This window comes from Citrobacter sp. Cpo148, from assembly GCF_030332375.1.
GTDB classification, from domain to species: domain Bacteria; phylum Pseudomonadota; class Gammaproteobacteria; order Enterobacterales; family Enterobacteriaceae; genus Citrobacter; species Citrobacter portucalensis.
Genome location: NZ_JAOWHY010000040.1, coordinates 59,893 through 80,507 on the forward strand (window position 1 = coordinate 59,893; position 20,615 = coordinate 80,507).

At 51.9% G+C, this 20,615-nt stretch carries 22 protein-coding genes and 3 tRNA genes; 9 read left to right on the forward strand and 16 right to left on the reverse strand.

The features are described from left to right. Positions 1–14 precede the first annotated feature (14 nt). The 3 genes from OGY10_RS04540 to OGY10_RS04550 all read right to left on the reverse strand — a co-directional run bounded on the left by OGY10_RS04540 (position 15) and on the right by OGY10_RS04550 (position 3,072). Positions 15–530 (reverse strand): GNAT family N-acetyltransferase, encoded by a 516-nt coding sequence (locus OGY10_RS04540; RefSeq protein ID WP_286576363.1) that lies wholly within the window; start codon positions 528–530, stop codon positions 15–17. A 52-nt stretch (positions 531–582) separates the two neighbouring features. Beyond that, on the reverse strand, positions 583–1,944 hold the full coding sequence (locus OGY10_RS04545) for an MFS transporter (protein WP_003830025.1): 1,362 nt from the start codon (positions 1,942–1,944) through the stop codon (positions 583–585). A 213-nt stretch (positions 1,945–2,157) separates the two neighbouring features. Beyond that, positions 2,158–3,072 (reverse strand): GntR family transcriptional regulator, encoded by a 915-nt coding sequence (locus OGY10_RS04550; protein WP_003830023.1) that lies wholly within the window; start codon positions 3,070–3,072, stop codon positions 2,158–2,160. Between the two features lie 137 nt (positions 3,073–3,209). Here OGY10_RS04550 and OGY10_RS04555 point away from each other — a divergent pair, with 137 nt between their 5' ends. Together OGY10_RS04555 and OGY10_RS04560 are read left to right on the forward strand one after the other, a co-directional pair. Next, the gene (locus tag OGY10_RS04555; RefSeq protein ID WP_008786112.1) at positions 3,210–4,232 is read left to right on the forward strand and encodes a zinc-binding alcohol dehydrogenase family protein; all 1,023 of its coding nucleotides are present in this window, start codon (positions 3,210–3,212) and stop codon (positions 4,230–4,232) included. A 13-nt stretch (positions 4,233–4,245) separates the two neighbouring features. Then, a complete protein-coding gene (locus tag OGY10_RS04560) occupies positions 4,246–5,688 on the forward strand; it encodes a tagaturonate reductase (protein WP_286576365.1) in 1,443 nt (480 codons plus the stop codon). A 108-nt stretch (positions 5,689–5,796) separates the two neighbouring features. Here OGY10_RS04560 and opgB read toward each other — a convergent pair whose 3' ends face one another. From opgB to OGY10_RS04590, 6 genes are all read right to left on the reverse strand, one after another. Next, the gene (gene opgB / locus OGY10_RS04565; RefSeq protein ID WP_008786114.1) at positions 5,797–8,088 is read right to left on the reverse strand and encodes a phosphatidylglycerol--membrane-oligosaccharide glycerophosphotransferase; all 2,292 of its coding nucleotides are present in this window, start codon (positions 8,086–8,088) and stop codon (positions 5,797–5,799) included. Between the two features lie 230 nt (positions 8,089–8,318). Continuing rightward, a complete protein-coding gene (locus OGY10_RS04570) occupies positions 8,319–8,810 on the reverse strand; it encodes a YjjA family protein (RefSeq protein ID WP_008786115.1) in 492 nt (163 codons plus the stop codon). Positions 8,811–8,880: 70 nt separating this feature from the next. After that, a complete protein-coding gene (dnaC, locus tag OGY10_RS04575) occupies positions 8,881–9,618 on the reverse strand; it encodes a replicative helicase loader DnaC (protein WP_003019133.1) in 738 nt (245 codons plus the stop codon). Between the two features lie 2 nt (positions 9,619–9,620). After that, positions 9,621–10,160, reverse strand: a complete 540-nt coding sequence (gene dnaT / locus OGY10_RS04580; protein WP_008786116.1) for a primosomal protein DnaT — start codon at positions 10,158–10,160, stop codon at positions 9,621–9,623. A gap of 124 nt (positions 10,161–10,284) precedes the next feature. After that, a complete protein-coding gene (locus tag OGY10_RS04585) occupies positions 10,285–10,758 on the reverse strand; it encodes a threonine/serine exporter (protein ID WP_057067025.1) in 474 nt (157 codons plus the stop codon). Beyond that, on the reverse strand, positions 10,749–11,525 hold the full coding sequence (locus tag OGY10_RS04590) for a threonine/serine exporter family protein (RefSeq protein WP_032942309.1): 777 nt from the start codon (positions 11,523–11,525) through the stop codon (positions 10,749–10,751). Before OGY10_RS04590 ends, OGY10_RS04585 begins: the two co-directional genes overlap by 10 nt. Before the next feature lie 458 nt (positions 11,526–11,983). Here OGY10_RS04590 and OGY10_RS04595 point away from each other — a divergent pair, with 458 nt between their 5' ends. Beyond that, entirely contained in the window at positions 11,984–12,709 is a 726-nt protein-coding gene (locus OGY10_RS04595) for a helix-turn-helix transcriptional regulator (protein ID WP_008786119.1), read from the forward strand. After that, entirely contained in the window at positions 12,670–13,347 is a 678-nt protein-coding gene (gene bglJ / locus OGY10_RS04600) for a DNA-binding transcriptional activator BglJ (RefSeq protein WP_008786120.1), read from the forward strand. Before OGY10_RS04595 ends, bglJ begins: the two co-directional genes overlap by 40 nt. Positions 13,348–13,404: 57 nt before the next feature. Here bglJ and OGY10_RS04605 read toward each other — a convergent pair whose 3' ends face one another. Beyond that, the gene (locus tag OGY10_RS04605) at positions 13,405–13,863 is read right to left on the reverse strand and encodes a YbaK/EbsC family protein (RefSeq protein WP_003830001.1); all 459 of its coding nucleotides are present in this window, start codon (positions 13,861–13,863) and stop codon (positions 13,405–13,407) included. Between the two features lie 235 nt (positions 13,864–14,098). Between OGY10_RS04605 and OGY10_RS04610 the strand changes: the two genes are divergently transcribed. After that, on the forward strand, positions 14,099–14,242 hold the full coding sequence (locus tag OGY10_RS04610) for a hypothetical protein (RefSeq protein WP_020996240.1): 144 nt from the start codon (positions 14,099–14,101) through the stop codon (positions 14,240–14,242). Beyond that, the gene (locus OGY10_RS04615) at positions 14,232–15,575 is read left to right on the forward strand and encodes a PTS cellobiose transporter subunit IIC (protein WP_003829998.1); all 1,344 of its coding nucleotides are present in this window, start codon (positions 14,232–14,234) and stop codon (positions 15,573–15,575) included. The genes OGY10_RS04610 and OGY10_RS04615 overlap by 11 nt, the downstream gene beginning before the upstream one ends. Positions 15,576–15,604: 29 nt before the next feature. Here the strand turns inward: OGY10_RS04615 and fhuF are convergent, their stop codons facing one another. After that, on the reverse strand, positions 15,605–16,393 hold the full coding sequence (gene fhuF / locus OGY10_RS04620; protein WP_128611303.1) for a siderophore-iron reductase FhuF: 789 nt from the start codon (positions 16,391–16,393) through the stop codon (positions 15,605–15,607). 108 nt (positions 16,394–16,501) lie between these two features. After that, a complete protein-coding gene (locus OGY10_RS04625) occupies positions 16,502–17,578 on the reverse strand; it encodes a GGDEF domain-containing protein (protein WP_003829994.1) in 1,077 nt (358 codons plus the stop codon). A gap of 255 nt (positions 17,579–17,833) precedes the next feature. Here OGY10_RS04625 and OGY10_RS04630 point away from each other — a divergent pair, with 255 nt between their 5' ends. Beyond that, positions 17,834–18,070, forward strand: a complete 237-nt coding sequence (locus OGY10_RS04630) for a DUF1435 domain-containing protein (RefSeq protein ID WP_003019100.1) — start codon at positions 17,834–17,836, stop codon at positions 18,068–18,070. A gap of 39 nt (positions 18,071–18,109) precedes the next feature. Here OGY10_RS04630 and OGY10_RS04635 read toward each other — a convergent pair. The 4 genes from OGY10_RS04635 to rsmC all read right to left on the reverse strand — a co-directional run bounded on the left by OGY10_RS04635 (position 18,110) and on the right by rsmC (position 19,682). Continuing rightward, a tRNA-Leu gene (locus OGY10_RS04635) sits at positions 18,110–18,195 on the reverse strand. Positions 18,196–18,227: 32 nt separating this feature from the next. After that, positions 18,228–18,313 (reverse strand) — tRNA-Leu (locus OGY10_RS04640). Positions 18,314–18,341: 28 nt separating this feature from the next. Next, a tRNA-Leu gene (locus tag OGY10_RS04645) sits at positions 18,342–18,428 on the reverse strand. 222 nt (positions 18,429–18,650) lie between these two features. Then, entirely contained in the window at positions 18,651–19,682 is a 1,032-nt protein-coding gene (gene rsmC, locus OGY10_RS04650; protein ID WP_286565865.1) for a 16S rRNA (guanine(1207)-N(2))-methyltransferase RsmC, read from the reverse strand. A gap of 103 nt (positions 19,683–19,785) precedes the next feature. On the opposite strand from rsmC, the gene holD reads away from it, so the two are divergent. Further along, positions 19,786–20,199, forward strand: coding sequence for a DNA polymerase III subunit psi (gene holD, locus OGY10_RS04655; RefSeq protein ID WP_003829988.1), 414 nt, complete (start codon positions 19,786–19,788; stop codon positions 20,197–20,199). Next, positions 20,168–20,614 (forward strand): ribosomal protein S18-alanine N-acetyltransferase, encoded by a 447-nt coding sequence (gene rimI / locus OGY10_RS04660; RefSeq protein ID WP_003829985.1) that lies wholly within the window; start codon positions 20,168–20,170, stop codon positions 20,612–20,614. Before holD ends, rimI begins: the two co-directional genes overlap by 32 nt. The last annotated feature ends 1 nt before the right edge of the window (position 20,615 follow it).

Below are 20,615 nucleotides of genomic sequence, written 5' to 3' on the forward strand. Positions count from 1 at the left end.
CCGCCATCGGGCAATTAGCGCAACATCAGGCGCATGGCGCAGCGCGATTCAAATGCCAGTCCATGCGCCGCTTCCTCTTCTCTTTTCTGGCGCAACTTTGCAGGCAGAGTCTCGTCAGCCAGCATTTCAAATCCCAGTCGCGCGTACCATGGCGCATTCCACGGCACATTGCGGAAGGTGGTCAGCGTGAGCGACGTGTAACCTTTCGCGCGCGCCTGTTCGGCAACATACTCAATCAATCTGCGGCCAATTCCTTTTCCCTGCCACTCCAGATGCAGCGACAGTTCAGCAATAAACAGCGATGACCCCAGCGTTTCGGCAACCAAAAAACCGACCGGAAGCGTATTGACCTGCGCCAGCCAGCTTATGCCTGCGGCGGCAAAAGCCTGATGCTGAGCAGCCGATAAAATCTGGTCTTCAGCAATCCACGCCAGTTCGGGGATGCGTAAAAAACGTTGCCCCGCAGATCGTTCGATGGCGGGAAGAGCGGCAGTGTCTGCCAGAGTAGTAGCGCGCAAGGTGATGTTCATACGAGGAGCATAACATGCCCGATAAACGCGGTGTTATCGGGCATCTGGAGGATTAATCTTTACGCGGATCGCTGATGGGTTGGCGAACCAGGAAGATGTAGGCGAGGGCACCCACCATGGTGACGCAGCCGCAGATGATCAACGCCAGGCGGAAAGAGTTGGTGGTATCAACAATAAAACCGGTGACGATCGGTGCGAACGACGCGCAGATAAAGCTGGCAAAGTTCTGGATACTGCCCACGGAAGCTGTCATACGTGAGGCGACGGCGACGTGGATCAGACCCCAGCACGAGGTACCTGCGAAGTGGATACAGAACAGCGCCATACCGATCAGTAACACGGCGGCCATTGACGTTGTGGCCTGTGGCACGACGAAGGTGAAGGCCGCGGAGCAGAACATCCCGGCGATAATACAAATCTTACGGCTCTTAATCGGCGCCATACCGCCTTTCACCAGCCAGTCGGTGACAAAACCGTTAATCAGCATGCCGGCTGCGCCAAACAGGAATGGGATCGCCGCCATTAATCCGGTGCTTTTTAAATCCAGGTTGTAGGAGGTTTGCAGGTAGCCCGGCAGCCAGGCCAGGTATAACCATGCAGTGTAGTTGATGCCGCTAAAGCCCAGCATCATGCCCCACATGGTACGGTTGCGGAACAGGCTGCGCCATTCGGCAAAGCTCAGCGGATCGCGGCGGGCATTGACGCTACCGGCGTTCAGGTACGCTTGTTCCGTGGCGCTCAGTTCAATTTGCTCGCGGTTGCGGTACAGCATGTACCAGCCGATGGCGAGGAAAATACCCAGCACGCCAATGGTGATGAACATCCAGCGCCAGCCCATTACCAGCATCATGGCAGCTAGAATCGGCGGGCTAATGGCAACCCCGATGGTGGAGGCGGCGTTGAATAATCCCATCGGGCGGCCGCGCTCTTTGATGTTAAACCAGTCGTTGATGACCTTTACGCCGCACGGGTTCATTGGCGCTTCGCCAATCCCCATCCCGATACGCACCAACACAAACTGGGTGAAGCTGTGCACCATGCCGGACAGCGCCTGAAACAGCGACCAGAAGAACATCCCCAATCCCAGCATAATGCGCGGACCTTTGCGATCCAGCAGCGGGCCGCAGGGCAGTTGCGCAATACCGTAAGCGAGAGAGAATACCGACAGCAGCACGCCGATTTGCGTGGCGCTCAGCCCCAGTTCTTCACGAATCGTTAAGTTGGCGACAGACAGTGAGCTGCGGTCGAGGTAATTAATCACCGCAGCAAAAAATAATAAAATCATTGCTGTGGTCTGGATACGTTTAATTCGGCTACTGCGTTGCACCATGCCCTCAGGCGGAACATTAATATCCGCAGATGACGACGTGCCAAACGAAGAACTTGGGTCGAGGGTAATATTATTTTTTTCCACGCCGGACTCCTGAACCTCAATAATTTATTTTTCACACAGCAGGACTGTGCAGTATTGAAAAAATACCAGTGATGAATCAATTTGCTCATCACCGCTCACAAAAGTTTTTAATGCAGTCGACTTAGCGTGAGCATAGGCAAGAGGTATTTTTCAGGCGTTTTTATTTTTATAAAATCGTGCTCCCGGTAATGATTTGCTGTTTTTTATCGGTACTTAATGAGCGACGTTACAACCCTGGTTGATGGAGCGAATCATCGATTGTTTGGCTGAATTCAAATGGTTACAGAGCGCCAGGGTGGCATCCAGGTCGCTGCGACATATCAGCGCGCTGAGGATGGTCATATGCTCATCAATGGCAATGATGTTACGCTGCTTGAGATCGCTCTCATCCCACTGATAGTGGAAGTGGAAAATCACGGAGATGATTTCAAGTGATTGATTAAAAAATACATTATCGGCAGCAGAGAGTAGCAAAGCATGGAACTCACGATCTAACTGCGAGAACATGCGAAAGCTGCTGCCAATGCTGTCGCGCAGGATCCGATGGCGCTCCAGCAGCGTTTTAGCCTGCAACCAACGCGGGTCATCATCGGGCAGATTGAGGAAATGCTGCAGAGAATGCGTTTCCAGCATCTCTCTGAGTTCAAACAGCTGTTCAGCATAGGCCTGATCGAATTGCTTCATGCTCCACTGACCGCGTTTTTCGTTTTTAATCAGGTTGTAACGCTCGAATTTTAAAAGATATTCCCGCACTACCACCGGGCTGACGCCTGCGGCTCTGGCAAGCTGCAGTTCGGAGAAGCTCTCGCCTGCACGCAGCTGTCGCTGGTTGATCATGGTGAAAAACGCCTGCTCAAAAATCCGGTTTTGCTCGGTCATGGAGGCGGTGGTGCAGGCAAAACCGTCGTCATGGTCGGGTTTTCGCACGATGACATAGTGGCTGCCGACCTGGGTCAGCACGCCGCACTCGCCTAAGTGGCTCAGCATATGGCGCACGGTGGTGCGGCTGATGTTGTACATCTCCGCCAGTGCGCTTTGTGAGGGGAGTGGGGAAGGGATATGACCACGCGCCATATCATCGATTATCTGGTTAATCACATTGTGGCGTAAGTTCTGCGAACGGCTCATGGCTTCTCCTTTTTATCTATTAAAACCCGATTTAAAACATTTTTATGCGCTGGAATTCACAGATTGTGTTTCTGCTTTCTCCGTCTTTTTTATTTTCGTTGATATCTGAGGCAACAAAAAAACAGGAGAGCAGAATCATGTCTACGATGAATACGTTGATTTGCCAGGAACCTAAAAAATTAGTCTGGAAAGAGCGCGAAATACCTATTCCGGGTGAGGGTGAAGCATTAATTAAAATTAAGTCGGTAGGAATTTGTGGTACCGATATTCATGCCTGGGGTGGCAATCAACCTTTTTTCAGCTACCCGCGTGTATTAGGGCATGAAATATGTGGGGAAATTGTCGGTCTGGGTAAGAATATACAGAATTTGAAAAATGGTCAGCAGGTGGCGGTTATTCCTTACGTGGCCTGCCAGCAGTGTCCGGCATGCCTGAGCGGGCGCACCAACTGCTGCGAGAAGATTTCAGTGATTGGCGTGCACCAGGATGGCGGTTTCAGTGAATATCTGTCCGTTCCGGTGACCAACCTGCTGGATGCGCAGGGGATTGACCCGCAGGCGGCGGCGCTGATTGAGCCTTACGCTATCAGCGCTCATGCGGTACGCCGGGCGGCGGTGGCTCCGAGTGAGCAGGTGCTGGTGGTCGGCGCGGGTCCGATTGGTCTGGGGGCGGCAGCGATTGCCAAAGCCGATGGCGCACAGGTGGTGGTCGCCGATACCAGTCCAGCACGCCGGGAGCACGTGTCTTCCCGGTTGGGACTCCCGGTTATCGACCCATCCGCTGAAGATTTTGATGCGCAGCTGCGCGCTCAGTTTGGCGGTTCGTTGGCGCAAAAGGTTATTGATGCCACGGGGAATCAGCATGCGATGAATAACACGGTGAATTTGATTCGTCATGGCGGCAGCATCGTTTTCGTTGGGCTGTTCAAAGGCGATTTGCAGTTCTCTGACCCTGAGTTCCACAAGAAAGAGACCACCATGATGGGCAGTCGCAACGCCACGCCGGAAGATTTCGCCAAAGTGGGCCGTCTGATGTCGGAAGGCAAACTTACCGCCGACATGATGCTCACGCACCGTTACGCGTTTGCCACACTGGCAGAAATCTACGAACGGGATGTGATTAACAACCGTGAACTGATTAAAGGCGTGATCACGTTCTGAGAGGAGAAATGCGATGAAGACATTGAATCGACGTGATTTTCCGGGGGCCTGCTACCCAACGCGCGTGATCCAGTTTGGTGAAGGTAACTTCCTGCGGGCGTTTGTTGACTGGCAACTGGATATCCTCAACGAGCAAACCGATCTGAACGCTGGTGTGACCATCGTTCGCCCGATCAATACCGATTTTCCGCCGTCGCTGAATACCCAGGACGGGCTTTATACCACGCTTATTCGCGGGCTAAACGAGCAGGGTGAGGCCGTGAGTGAGGCACGGCTTATCCGTTCGGTGAATAACGAAATCAATCCGTATCAGGATTTCGCGGCGTATCTGGCGCTGGCGCACAATGCGGACATCCGTTTTGTGTTTTCGAATACCACCGAAGCCGGAATTAGCTATCACGCAGCTGACCGTGTGGATGATGAGCCGCCGGTGAGTTTTCCGGCCAAGCTGACACGCCTGCTGCTGGAGCGTTTTAACCACTTTGCGGGCGCGGTGGATAAGGGCTGGGTAATTATCCCGTGCGAGCTTATCGACTATAACGGTGAGGCGCTCAAAACGCTGGTGTTGCGGTATGCGCAGGAGTGGCAGCTTCCTCCGGCATTTGCCGACTGGGTGGAGACGGCAAACACGTTCTGTTCCACGCTGGTCGACCGCATTGTCACCGGCTACCCGCGCGAAGAAGCCGCTACGCTGGAGGCTACGCTTGGCTATCACGATGCGTTTCTCGATACCGCGGAGCATTTTTACCTGTTTGTGATCCAGGGGCCGCAGTGGCTGGCAGAGGAGCTGAAGCTGGCGCAGTGTCCGCTGAATATCCGTGTGGTGAGCGATATCAAACCGTACAAAGAGCGCAAGGTCGCTATCCTCAATGGTGCGCATACGGCTCTGGTGCCGGTCGCGTGGCTGTGCGGGCTGGAGACCGTTGGCGAGGCGATGCAGGATGCTGATGTCCGCCGCTTTGTCGAGCGGGCGATTAGTGAGGAGATTATTCCGGTGTTGGATCTCCCAGCGGACGAATTGCGTGAATTTGCCGATGCGGTGAGCGGGCGTTTTCAGAACCCCTACATTCGCCACCAGTTGCTTTCCATTGCGCTTAACGGGATGACCAAATTCCGCACCCGAATTTTGCCGCAGCTGCTGGCGGGTAAGCACAATGGGCGCTGGCCCGTGCGGTTAACGTTTGCCCTCGCTGCGCTGCTGGCGTTTTATCGTGCAGAGCGCGATGGGGAACGCTATCCGATACAGGATGATGAGCAGTGGGTAAGCCTGTATGCCAGCCTGTGGCCGCGAGTTGGCAACGATTTAACGTTGCGTGAACTGGTGGATGCCGTGCTTGGCGATGCGGCACACTGGGGAGAGGATTTGACGTTGTTACCTGGGTTTGCCGGGCAGGTGACGGCCAATCTGGAGATGATTCTGGTGCAGGGTATGCGCCAGGCGGTGAACGGTCTGTAATAAGGTTGCCATGCAGCGCCCGGTGTGGTGTTGGGCGCTGTTTTTTTTCAGACAATACATTCGGTTTACGATAGGCCTGATAGGCAAAGCGCTATCAGGCCTTTCATGTTACGAACCCTGAGCCACGACTTTGATTTCAACCATCCCGATCCCCAGCTTACGCGGAGAGTGACCGAGAATATTGCCCTCGTTGGTGGCGACCGGATCGGGTGGAACAATTACCAGCGTATCGGCATCCGCCGGGTTATCAAAATGTAAGGTGGTGGTGCTGACGTCATGGCCTAACACCAGCGTCTGCTCCTCGTTGCCAACGCGCACGGGGATCGGACGATTGGCATTGTCACCGAAGGCTTTCGCGGTAATAACCAGATCGAATTTCTTCGGTAGCGGGGCTTTGTACTCAATCGTTACTTCTTCGCTGAGCTGCGCATTGGACCAGCGTCCCCAGGATTCGGGGCGTGAAATGCCGCTAAACTGTTTGACTTCTTCCGGCGCGCCCGCCACGTTGAAAACGAAGCTATCTGCTTTGTAGCGAATGTCGTTATCGACAATTTTCAGCGTATCGACGTTACCTTTATAGCGCTCCATGTCGATCACCGTGTCTTTAAATACGGTTTTACTTTTCCACTTGGCTTTATCGACGTGCTGTACGATTTGCTGTCCGCCCAGCTGCCCCTGTGATACGCACCAATCGGTAGAGAGTGCCAGCTCCGGCGCCCACAGTTGCGCCATTTTGTAGCAGCGATCGACCCAGACGAAGTTATCGCGTGGGGCGAAATCTGCCAGCTGGAAGCGCAGCGGGGCCGAGTATTCGCTTTCCGGCAGCGGCTCGACGCGTTTGTCCGATACGCGCAGCAGCAGCGGCAGGCGGAAATGACTGCCGGAGAAAGAGATCATATTTTTGTCCTGGTCGACGGTGAACTCTTTCATCTCTTTCGGGAAATTCCACAGGCGAATGATATCGGGCTTCCACGCCAGCATTTTTTCTTTGATGTTCAGGAACACTTCCGAGACGGATTCGCTCGACAAGCTGCTGCGGCCAAGGCCGATAAAGTTATCGCCGCCGAGAATATCCAGTACCGTTGCGCCGTTATCCATCGTGTTACGCTTTACCGCCAGCGTGTCCTGTTGCGGTTGATCGCCGCGCAGCACGAAGAACAGGTTGTTGCGGTCCTGCTTGTTCAGATACTTCCATGCGGTGTTGTTCATCGCCAGATGATCGGAAGACACCACGATAACGGTATCTTTAAACCACGGCGATGCTTTGATTTTATTGATAAATTCGGCAATGTTTTCCTGGCTGCAGCTGACCGCGCTGAACGATTGGTTGGCCTTCCCGTCGATGTCATAACGTTTACGGTTGCAGCTACGGGAGATAAATCCATCCGGATGATGGGTATCCACGGTCAGGGTAAACAGTGAAAAACGCTGGCCCGAGCGCGAAAGCTCTTCGAATTTTTTCCACGCTTCGTCCAGCACGGTATCGTCGTAGAAGCCCCAGTCGTTACGATAGGTCGGGTCCGCCACCACGCTTTTTAACTCTTCCGCACCATACAGATGGTCAAAGCCGTGAGATTTCAGGAACACGTCTTTGCCAGCAAAGCGCAGGTTGGCACCCTGCACAAAGTAGTTCTGATAGCCGGAGTTTTTTAGGATATCGCCCAGACAAATATTGTTAGGGAAGAAACTTGAAACCGACGCAGAGGCGTTGCCTTCAAACGGCGCAAACAGCGGAATACCGCACTGGGAGGCGACCATGCCCGCGATGGTGTAATCCGTACCCGGCAGCTGCATGGTGTTGCTGAAATCCAGACCTTCGTTTTTCAACGCGCCGAGTTCCGGGGTCAGATCCGGGAATGCGTCGTTATTAAAATAGGTGCGTTCGAGGCTCTCACCGTAGATATACACCAGGTTCAGCTTCGGATTGGGAATGGTTTTCGATGGCTCTTTATAATACGTCGGGAAATCCGGGTCGCCATCGCGTGACTGCGACTTCACCAGTTCGGTTATCTGGTGAAATGCCGGGCTAGCGTCAACGGAGGCCAGCGCCAGCAGCAGGGCCAGCAGACTGTAACCCACATGATGTGGATGATGGCGACGGCGGCGTAGGATCCAGCCGAGAGCGACAAAAACGGTCGTCAGCGCCAGCGCGATCCCAACGCCCGGCAGAATATATTTGCCGATACCCGCGCCGGTCAGGCTGTTGGTCAGCGTATAGAGAACCGCGTCATTGATCCCGTCGCCGGTGAAATAGTCACTGGCATAAAGCGTGATATTCAAGACAATAAAAATCCCCAGCACCGTTAACGTGGCGGCAAACCACCAGGTGTTGCGACCCGCTTTCCAGGCATAAATCAGCACTGAAGCGAGAAACAGAGTGATGGAGATTAATTCTGACAACGGTCGATCCTCAGTAAACCGGGCAATTGCCTGGCAGGCTAATCATTTGGTGAGAGAACAATGTAATAGCGTTGTTACATTGCTGCAATTGTAGTGACATTAAATTACGTTGTTATTCAGAATTGGTTTAGATATGCGCGTTTTTGTGGAGAAATACTGTTTATTTGGAATGTGAATGTATTGTCGAAAATAAATAGATGCCGCGCAGGTTATACGCGGCATGTCGTGCGTCAGGAAATGAAGTTCATGCCCTGTTTTAACACCAGATCGCAGGCCTTGGTTTTTACCTGCTTCGCCAGCGAGCTGTTGCCAATTGTGTTCAGGTCCAGCTGTTGACCATCTTTGGCGTTGAGCAGCCCCTGAATCCCGTCCATATAGTTGGTGTCTTGCTTCTGCTCAGGCGCGCTGAGTCCCAGTTTATCCAGTACCTGGTTTTTGACGTTTTGCGCGTCGGTGACCGAGGCCAGCTTCTGTTTCGCGCAATATTCCAGGATCCCGGCGGCGTTATTCATGCTGCTGGAGGTCAAAGACTGATTGCTGCCGTTCAGCAGGCTGGTCAGGGAAGAGAGCGACGAGCTGCTTTGCGAGCCGGAGCTTTGTTTGCTCAGCTCACTGGCCGCGCTGGAGAGCGAATCCTGCCAGGAGGCGGCGAAAACGCTGGTAGATATGAGCGTGCTGGCGGCAAGCGCACAGCACAGCAGACGTTTGGTAGTTTTCATCATTATATGCAACTCGTGTTATGCCTTTTCAGCGCAGTATAGCGCTGGCAGTCTTAGGAGTGGTCCTAATACGTTAATACTCTTTACCGGTTACCCGACTACGGTAGCTTTCCCAGTTAAAAATGACCCACAGACTGTTGCCAAGGCGCATACGATCCATCACGCGCTCACCCAGCAGCTTGTTCATTTCATCCATATTGCTGTTAGTTAACATACCGGTCGGACGTTTTGAGGACGAACGGCGATCGACAATCTGATTAATGATCACTTTTTCATAGCGGGATTCGGTCTGCATGCCGATCTCGTCGATCACCAGCAGATCCACATTGCTCAGATCGTTGAGCAGCTGTTCTTCGCTGGTTTCACGATTACTGAACGTTTCTTTCATCGCCGACATGATATCGGCCACGGTAATGATCAACACTGACTTACCACGCAGCAACAGTTCGTTGCAGATGGCGGCGGCTAAATGGTTTTTGCCGGTGCCGGGTTTGCCGGAGAAGATAAAGCTGGCGATGTTGCCGTCAAACTCTTCAACATACTGGCGGGCTTTGCTCAGGGCGTTCATCTGACCTTCGCACTCTACCCGATAGTTTTCGAACGAACAGTTCTGATGCAGCGGACGGATACCGGAACGGTTGAATGTGCGCTGCATTTTCATAGCCCGGTTTTCGCGGGCCAGCGCTGCGGCACGAATTTCACCTTGCTCTTTTTGCCATGCCAGCAGTTCTTCGCCCGTTTTAAAGGCGGGCTCGACATTAGGTGGCATCATTTTTTGCAGACGTTTCATCAGGTCGCCAACGTTTTTCATCGTTATCCTCTAAAACCCGGTGGAATGTGGCTGTCAGGTTCACTGACGCTGTTCACATCGCGCTTTGGCATTCCGCCATTGCTGGCCCGTCCAATCTGAATGCTGCGCGCCAGTTTTTGCTGCCACTGAATATGGTGAAAGACTTTTCCTTCAGCCTGCCAGTAGGCAACAAATGAGGCCAGCTCTTCAGCAGTAACCGGCTCTCTCAACGCTACGCCCCATAAAGCGGCCTGACGCTGAAAGTCGGCATCAGGCTGCCAGGCAGCGTACATCGCAAATTTCCCCATTGGTACGGCAACGGGAGCGGCTTGCGGCTCTTCATAAAATTGATCATCCAATGTCACATCGCTTCCCGGGCGTGACAGTTTCTCCTCAAGCGCCAACAGCTCAGCCAGTCTCGCAGGCGTCACCGCGTAAAACGCTGGCGCATTGTTAGCGAATACGGCTACGGCGCCACCCGCAGACTTGGCCAGCACGGCGTGGTGATCGTGTAGTAAGGCGTCAATGCTAGTGACGTCTGGCGTCAAAATTTTGCAGGGCATAATGTTTCTCAATACTGAACAACAACCGAGAAGGAGACTGCTTTTATAGTAACACAGAGAAGAAGGAGAGCAGCAGATGAGGGGGAGATTCCCCTCTCTGCAGGGTATTAAAGAAAGTGCACCGTCAAACGCGTGGGCGTTTGCGATACAGCCATAATCCTGGCACGGATAGCCCGATGGAGAGCGCGCCGACAATCGATGAGGCTTTCAGAAAATTGGTCAGCAGGGTGATCATCAGCGCTTCGCTGTAGCCAAAATGACCGATTTTTACCGCCGAGATCATGGCGGTGTAGGCGGAGATCCCAGGGAACATCGGGATCACTGCCGCAACGGTAAAGACTTTCGGATGCGCCAGATACCAACGCGACCACTGGATCCCAATGCAGCCGACCAGCAGCGATGCCATAAAAGTCGACCATTCGATATTAAACCCTGCGCTCATCATCACCATTCGCGAACCGTGGCCGAGCGCGCCGAGTAACGCACACCAGGGGAGCGCCCGATGAGGGACATTAAATACCATGGCAAAGCCTACCGCCGGGATCGCCGACAGGATCATGTCCTGCATTAACGCCAACATGAAATCGATCACGCCCATCCGCGTAGCCCCCATAAGGTCATCGACATGACTACGCCAATGCAGGTCGCCAGTGTAAGCAAACTGGCAATTGCCCAGCGGGCGAGCCCGGTATTAATGTGTCCCTTAAACATATCCGCGACGGAGTTGATCAGCGGAAAGCCCGGAACCAGTAGCAGCACGCTGGCGGCCATGGCGATGGTCGGGGTGTGGCTAAACGTCGGTAGCGTCAGCAGCAGACCAGAAATCGTTGTCGCCACAAACGCGGTGATGCAAAAGTTAATTTGTGGGTGCAAATGCCGGGATGCCAGAATCTGACGGATATACATTGCCACCATGCTGGCGAAAAAGGTGATCACCGCACCATCCCATCCGCCGTTATTGAGTTTACAAAAGCAGGCGCAGGACAAACCGACCATGAAGGCGACCAGCCATCTTGGATAGCGTAGCGGCTTAATCTGGCTAAAGCGTTTCTCTACCCCTTTAATATCCAGCAGTTTATGTTCCGCCAAAATGACAATGTGCTGCACTTCCGTCACGACGTGCATATTAATGCCGCGATCCTGATTTTTTCGCGTTGATGTCAGGCATTGCCCGTCTTTAATGGTGGTCAGGACGATAGCGTTAGAGGAGATGGCGCTTTCTACGCTATCCATGCCAAGTGCCAGCCCGAGGCGGGTGGATAACTCGTCAACCAGAGCGCTTTCTGCCCCATGCTGAAGTAAAAAAAGTCCGCATTGAATACATAACCGTGTAACCGTTCGCTGTGACGACTGCTCTGTTTGCATGGCTCGCTCTGACTGAAAAGGATCTCTTTGAGTGACGAATGTCTTCTTTTTATCATGAAGCATGAGCCCGCTGGCTCTGGCTAAGATCAATCTTTGTGTCGAAAAAAGACACAGGTGATACGGTTGTGGCATCTTAACGTTCCCGTTCGCTAAGTTACGAGGGGGAGACATGATTGAAATGTAGCGTTATTTTCCCGAATGGCAAATACGTAAGCCATGCTAACGATCTATTGTAGTTATTATAATTGTACAGATAATGTATTTATACGTAATTGTGCAATAATAGCTTAGAATTTGGCGCTATTTGGATGGTGCCGTCAATACTTTTTGAAATAAATACCAAGGATAACAATTCACCCCGCTTATTGTTCGGAGTATTTTCCTGTGAGTTAAGATTATTAATCCACCCGGGAGAATTTAATTAAGTACGATTGCGGACTGGTGAGTGTGGAGGGGATATGTTGCCAGGACGCTGCAAAAACGCAATTATTATTAGTAAATCACCGATTATACAAACTGGGCTTAAAGGTATAATGCAGGGAAAGTTCTCCGATTACGAACTTACCTACTGTCGTTCTGTTGAAGAACTGACGTTATTACAGCTACGGTGTGCTGATTTGGTAATTGCTGATTTAACCGGAGACTGCAATCATCCACGTGCAGTTTGCGAACAATATTATTCTTTATTATCTCAATACCGTGATATTCACTGGGTATTTCTCGTATCTCGTATCTTTTATCCTCTGGCGGTTGAACTACTGATGTGTCCTGTCAGCTCGCTGCTCTCTGACGCCGAGCCGATTGAAAGTTTAGTGAATGTCATTCACGCGGGAAATACACGAGCAGAGAGAATAAGCAAGGCGCTGCTCTCTCCGCCTGCTATGCCGCAATTGTTAGACCATAGCGCACGATCTATCGTTCTCACTCTCTCTGAAAGAAAAGTATTGCGCCTCCTTGGGAAAGGATGGGGGATTAACCAGATTGCGGCGTTGCTGAAAAAAAGCAATAAAACAATCAGTGCCCAAAAGAATAGCGCTATGCGTCGCTTGTCGATAAATAGCAATGCAGAAATGTATGCCTGGATAAATAGTTCTCAAGGATCGCGAGAACTTAATTTACCTTCAGTTTATGGAGAAACCACGGAATGGAAAGCAGAATCATCAAAAGAAACGTTGCACTGGTAGAAAAGTGCACGATGAGCAGCGTGGGTATTAAGAGTTTATTTAATACCATGCCGGATGACCAATATAAACTTCATCTCTTTTCAAACCAGCCCGCTTTTAGCCAGGCAATGTTAAAGATGTCGTTTTCGGCAGTTATTTTTTCCCTCTCTGCAATCAGAACCGATCGAAGAGCAGGGTTGACCTATTTAACGGAGCTGGCGATAAATTATCCGCGGATTCGCCGTGTGGTGATTGCCGATGATGACGCTGAAGCGCGTTTAATTGGTTCCCTGTCCCCCTTGCCGTTAGATGGCGTTGTGAGTAAAGCTTCTTCGTTAACGGTGTTGCAGGACGCGTTATTTACGGCGTTAAGCAGCCCTGGCCGGGGAACCGAAGGTACGAAAAACCATTGGTATATTAATCAAAGCCGTATGCTCAGCCCGACAGAACGAGAAATACTGCGCTTTATGTCGAATGGTTATTCGATGCCACAGATTGCTGTTCAGCTTGAACGGAACATCAAAACCATTCGGGCACACAAATTTAATGTGATGTCCAAACTGGGGGTCAGCTCGGATGCCGGGTTATTGGATGCCGCCGACATCCTGTTGTATCTGCGTGCCGGCGAGCCAGCGCCTTTTATGCAGGCGGTTTCGTGACGGGCAACGTTGACGTGTTTCTTGCCGGGCTTGGCAGCCGGTTTAGCGCGTGGAACATTACTGACACACGTCAACCCAGGTGGCAGAAGTCAGTTCAGCCATCCTTTCAGGCGTGATGCGAACCGCGCTGTGGATGGCACCAGCGGCAGGCAGCACTTCAGCGTAGTGCTTCAGAGAAACATCACAGTACACTGATATCGGTGTTTCTAATCCGAAGGGGCAAACGCCGCCAACGGGGTGCCCCGTCGCGTTCACGACCTCATCACTACTTAACATTCGGGCTTTGGCGCCGAACGTACTCTTTAGCTTTTTATTATCCAGTCGGGCATCGCCTTTTGCCACGACCAGGATGATATCGTTCTTCACCTTTAGTGAAAGTGTTTTAGCTATTTGGCCAGGTTCAACGTTATGGGCTTTTGCTGCCAGATCAACGGTTGCTGTGCTCTGGTTTAATTCGATGATCTCGATATCTGGTGCATGTTGCGCCAGGAATTGGCGTACTGATTGCAAACTCATTCTTCTCTCCCTATCGCTTACAGATAGCCCTGCACAGCAGAAAACTGCAGGATGTAATTTGTCATAGGGGCAACCACACTGTAAATATTTTATTGTAACAACATAGCAACATTAACAGTTTTTCGATCGTCTTCACAATCAAAGAAACCGGTTACAGTAACCGGTTGCAGAATGCTGAAATGACGATTAATACTGAAGTTGTCACTTCCTCTGTATCACATAATAAGAGCCATCTATGAAACTTAACTCGAAAAGCGGTAGCGCTGGTGTTCCTCCCGGCACGGTTGCGAAAAGTGGTAATGGGCTTTACGTGGTGGCGGTGTTGATGCCAGCGCGGTTGCAGGGTTTTGCACAACGGGAGAACGGCTATGTCTACTAACCATGCTGTGTTTAACGTGATTTTCCGCTTTGTTGAAAATTACGTCAGCCCTGTTGCCGGGCGCATCTCTTCGCAACGACATGTAATGGCCATTCGCGACGGTTTTATTTCGGCGATGCCTTTTATGATTGTAGGCTCTTTTCTGCTGGTTTTTGCCTACCCGCCTTTTTCTCCGGATACCACCTGGGGATTTGCTCGCGCGTGGCTGGATCTGGCAAAACAGTTTGAAGGCCAAATCCTCACACCGTTTGATATGACGATGGGGATTATGTCGGTCTACATATGTGCGGCTATTGCTTATAACCTGGGCAAGCACTATGTGAAGTCCCATCAGTTAGATCCGTTTATGTGTGCGATGCTATCAATCATGGCTTTTTTGCTGATTGCCGCGCCAAAAACCAAAGGCACAATGCCGGTTGATAGCCTGGGAGGAACGGGGATTTTCACCGCCATCCTGGTGGCCATTTACTGTGTTGAAATGATGCGCTTCCTGAAGGCGCACAACATCGGCATCCGTTTACCCGATCAGGTGCCGCCGATGATCAAAAACTCTTTCGATCTGCTGATCCCGGTGCTGGTGGTAGTACTGACGCTGTACCCGCTGAGTCTGGTGATACAGTCGCAGTTTGACATGCTGATCCCTCAGGCCATTATGGCCATCTTTAAACCACTGGTGTCGGCTGCAGATTCTCTCCCGGCGATACTTCTGGCGGTATTGATTGGACATCTATTGTGGTTTGCGGGTATTCACGGCGCGGCAATTGTGTCGGGAATGCTGCAAATGTTCTGGCTAACTAATCTTGGGATGAACCAGTCGGCGCTGGCGCAGGGCGCGCCGTTACCGCATATCTTTATGGAAGCGTTCTGGACGTTCTTTATTGTGGTCGGAGGGTCAGGTGCAACGATGGGGTTGGTGATTTGCTATCTGCGTAGTCGTTCGGCTCATCTACGCTCGATTGGGCGTCTGAGCGTAGTCCCCAGCATTTTTAATATTAACGAACCGGTGATTTTTGGTACGCCGATTGTCATGAACCCGGTGTTTTTTATCCCCTTCCTGCTGGCCCCAATGGTGAATGCGGTACTGGCCTGGGCGGCGATGAAACTGGATTTAATTGGGCGGGTCATTTCAGTGGTTCCCTGGACAGCACCGGCACCGGTTGGCGCGGCATGGGCATTAGGCTGGGATTATCGTGCGGCTATTCTGGTGGTGCTGTTGGCGCTGGTGTCGGCCGTTATCTACTTCCCATTCTTTAAGGTCTACGAAAAGCAGCTATTGGCGCAGGAAAAAGAAGAAGCGCAGCGTATGGAAGAGGAAAACCAGCAGGTTGCATAAATATCTGGCGAGGGGCTACGGCTCCTCGCTTACTTCAGCGTGCAGTCTCCGCATTGCTGAACGTCAGGCAGGCGATAGCGTTGGCAGCAGGTTCTGCGTACTAACAGCCCCTCGCGCGGAACAACGGTTCGCCACAGAGGGTTATCCTGACCGCAGGAGAGTTGTTTCTCAAAAAAGCAGGTCTGGCGCAGCGTGGTCAGCAGTTCCTCACCTAGCAACGGCTTCATTTCCGTTAAATACCAGTGAATTAAATATCCGGTGTTGCTCCAGATAAGCTTCGCGTTGATCTCGCCCGTCGCTTCCAGCGCCTGCACAACCGGCGTCAGCGCTGAGAGAATCAGCGTTTCCATGCGTTGTTGAGGGGACAGAGCTGTTGCCTGGTGATCCTGATGGACGTCGATCCAGAAGCAGGCCGCACGGCCCGTTTCGTGAAACTCTATGCGCATATGTTCAGGAGAGACGTCGATAGCCTCTTTTTGCGTCAGTAGGGCCACCATTAACGGAGGCATCATCAGGCCGATATACCATTGCGCCCAAAGAGAAATCAGGGGCTTATTTTCGCGGGGTAGCGTGGGTTGGTTGCGATAGATATGGTCTGAATAAACGGCCAGCAGCGAGCTAAGCGTCGCCGGTTGCGTCCATTCATGCAGCGTCATTGCACCTGGCACAGGCGTTTCGTCAAGACGAATGAAGTCCAGCAGGTGCTCGCGAGTTTTGGCTATCGTTGCGCGTACGGCAGCAGCCAGCGAGGGCATCTCTGAGGGGAGATGGCTACGCCAGATGACATCTTCAACGATCGGTGCGGAACGATAAGCCATGTCGATATAAGGATGTTAATCTTAATGATAATGATTGCTAATCCTATAATTGACATTGAGCGATGGCAAGATCTTTGTCGCCATCCCGAGCGGCAGCGCACAGAAAGCTCAGGTAGAGGGGCAGTTTACCCGCAGCTCATCGCTGACCAGCGTATTGTTACGTCCAAGATTCTTGGCCTCGTAAAGGGCTTTATCCGCTTTGGCGATAGCAGCATCAATATCCTGTTCTACCAGAGGTGCAATGCCGATACTGACGGTTACGTTGGTTGCCACGCTCTCATTAAACATGTGAGGGATTTTAAGATCGTACACTTTCTGGCGGATACGTTCGGCGGCAGCCTGAGCCTGCTGTGGATCGACCGCAGTCAGCAAAATCATAAATTCTTCACCGCCAAAACGCGCCACCACATCCCGGGAGCGTACGGAGTCTCGGATGGCGGCAGAAACACGGATCAACGCCTGGTCGCCCATCATATGTCCGTAATGATCGTTATAGGATTTGAAATGGTCGATATCCAGCAGCAGAACGAAGTGCCTCGAATTACTCAGAGCCAACAGCGTATCGAGCCGGTGTTGCAGCCCCCGGCGATTATACAAACCGGTTAGCGGGTCGAGCATGCTGAGCCCGTTCAGGGTTTCCCTTTCCTCCAGCAGTTTGTACATCAGTTGCTGAGCGAATCCATCGTAGCGCTTTTGTATCACATGCTGGATGGCGATACCGGCCATAGGCAGCGCCATAAAATAGAAAATCCGCAAACCATGTTCGCTGCCGTTAAGCCATAAACAAACGGCGACGGAGGGGAGTGAGTGGAGCGTAAACGCGATGATATTATTGGCAAAAGCGATAGAGCCAATAAACAGTACGCTGAGCAGCGCTATTAACAGGAAATAATAATCATTCTGACCTAGAGCGTTATATTTCAAGAATATATGTAACGCCCATAACAAGCCAAAAACGATTGAAATAAAAGGGAGATTAATTCTTTTATCCGCGTATTTCCCATGCCATACCAGCAGCAGTGTACTCATCACCAGCATCAGCAACGCCGGTACTGATAAGGCTTTGACCGCAAACAGTGGGAAAAAAAGCGTAAACAGCGCGGAGACTGCGTTGAGCAGCAGAAACAGTCGTAAAGAGAGTTGGTATTTTTTTGTGCGCAGAGTTCGCCAGGATTGTACTGTCATAGGTAAATATTGTTAGTTATCTGCAATGTACGAAGGTGTGTTGGTAAATAAAACAAATAACGAACGGGGTATCATTCGCAGAGGTTTTTATTGTTTTTAGTTGAAGAGCAAACCGCTGAGCAATTTATCACCTTGGATTATTCATGTCATCAATCGTTAAGTAAAACTCATATAATTGATAGTGCTTCACGGCTGACAAATGAGAAATTTTATCATATGATATTGGTTATCATTATCAATGTCATAGGTGAAATCATGTTGCAACGTACGCTGGGCAGTGGATGGGGTGTTCTGCTGCCGGGAATGCTGATTGCCGGGATGGCATATAGCGACCTGTCGGTCTACGTATGGAAGGTGATGATTGTATTAGGATTACTGCTGACTTCGCTCATGCTGTACCACAAACGTTTACGGCACTTTGTTTTGTTACCTTCATGCGCGGCACTGATTGGCGGCATTGTTTTGGTAATGATGAACTGGAATCAGGGATGAACAAAACAGAGAAGGAAATCGAGAGGGAAATAAGATAATTGGTGCGAGGGGGGGGACTCGAACCCCCACATCCTAAGGACACTAACACCTGAAGCTAGCGCGTCTACCAATTCCGCCACCTTCGCACAGTCATCTTATTTTTTTGATATCGCCTCGTTGGTGCGAGGGGGGGGACTCGAACCCCCACATCCTAAGGACACTAACACCTGAAGCTAGCGCGTCTACCAATTCCGCCACCTTCGCCCAGTGCGAGCAATATCAACGTGGATTATGGTGCGAGGGGGGGGACTTGAACCCCCACGTCCGAAAGGACACTAACACCTGAAGCTAGCGCGTCTACCAATTCCGCCACCTTCGCATACCATCGACACTCAAAAAGTATCGTTACCACGGGGGCGAATTCTAGAGATTTTATGCAGGGCGTCAACAGTTAATTTTCGAACTTAACGTGATTGCCGAAAAAAAAGGCGTTTCTTCGGTTTTTGGCGTTTTATGCAGGCCGGATAAGCGATAGCGCCATCCGGCGTTGCTCGGTGTCACGCCGAATGGCGGCGTAAACGCCTTATCTGGCCTACAGCCGTTAGGCTTTTTTCGCCTGGCGCGTCATCACTGTGCGATAGACCTTGAAACGTCCGGTCTGCGCGATAACTTCATGGAAGCCAAACACATCATCCAGTACCTTCGGATAAGGCAGGAAGGCGTTCGCCACAATTCGCAGTTCACCACCGCTGTTGAGATGACGCACTGCGCCACGAATCAGCGTTTGTGCGGCATCAAGGCTGGTCTGCATACCGTCGTGGAACGGCGGGTTGGAGATGATCATATCAAAACGACCCGTTACGTCAGAAAAGACGTTACTGGCGATGACGTCACCTTCAATGCCGTTGGCTGCAAGCGTTGCGCGGCTGGCTTCAACGGCGGCGGCGCTAACATCGCACAGGGTTAAGCGCACTTTCGGCGAGTGGCTGGCTAAGGCGACGGAGAGAACGCCTGCGCCACAGCCGACATCCAGCACTTTGCCTTTGGTGTGCGGCGTCAGCGTGGAGAGTAGCAGTTGGCTGCCAACATCCAGACCGTCACGGCTGAAGACGCCCGGCAGCGTTTTGATGGTCAGATTTTCTGTCTGGTATTCATCCCAGTATTTTTCTGCATCAAAGACCGGCTGTTTTTCCAGACGACCGTGGTACAGGCCACAGCGACGTGCGCTGTCGACTTTGTTTAACGGTGCGTATTCGGCCAGCATCTGCTCTGCGCTACGTACGCCGCTGCGATTCTCGCCGACAACAAAAATATCGGTGCCCACCGGTAACAGCGACAGAATGTTCATCAACTGGAACTGGGCTTCTGGCTTATTCTTCGGCCAGTAGTAGATCAGCGTATCGCTATCGGCAACGTCATCGGCCTGCGCGACGAGGCTGAAACGGACGTTGTCGCCCATCTGGCGGTTAAGCACCTGCCAGTGGTGAAGTTGCTGGGTGTGCGCACGGCTTGCGGCGCTTTCAAAATGGGCAGGCAGGTCATCCTGCAAATCACCGGCAAACAGAATACGGCTTTGTTCGAAATCATCACTGTGGCGCAGCAAGACTTCACTTGCCGGGGTAAAAGCAGACATGGAATGCTCCTTAAATTGTACAGCGGAGGATTATAGTTGTTTGATGGCACGGATTCGACAAATTTGCTATATTTGCGCCCCTGATAGACAGGAGTGTTTCGCTATGACATCCCGACGAGACTGGCAGTTACAGCAACTGGGCATTACGCAGTGGTCGTTGCGTCGTCCTGGCGCACTGCAGGGCGAGATCGCGATTTCCATTCCTGCGCATGTCCGTTTGGTGATGGTTGCTGCACAGTTACCCGCGCTAACCGAACCGTTGATCAGCGATATTTTACGCGCATTAACCGTTAGCCCGGATCAGGTTTTACAACTGACGCCTGACCGTGTCGCCATGCTGCCGCAAGGCAGTCGCTGTAATAGCTGGCGGCTGGGAACCGAAGAGCCGCTGCTGCTGGAGGGCGCTCAGGTCGAGAGTCCTGCGTTTAATGAATTACGGGAAAACCCAGCGGCACGCGCCGCGTTATGGCAACAAATCTGCGCATATGAACACGATTTCTTCCCTCGAGCCGACTGATTTACCCGCAGCATTTCAGATTGAAAAACGCGCCCACGCTTTTCCGTGGAGTGAAAAAACATTTGCCAGCAACCAGGGCGATCGCTACCTCAATTTTCAGTTGAGGGTTGACGACGTGATGGCCGCCTTTGCAATTACGCAGGTCGTACTGGATGAAGCGACGTTGTTCAATATCGCCGTCGATCCTGACTTTCAGCGCCGGGGCCTGGGGCGTGAGCTGCTGGAGCATCTGATCGATGAGCTGGAAAAGCGTGGCATTTTGACCCTGTGGCTTGAAGTGCGCGCCTCGAATGCGGCCGCTATCGCGCTGTACGAAAGCTTAGGCTTTAACGAGGCGACGATTCGTCGCAACTACTATCCAACGGCCGATGGTCACGAAGACGCCATCATTATGGCGTTGCCAATCAGCATGTAAG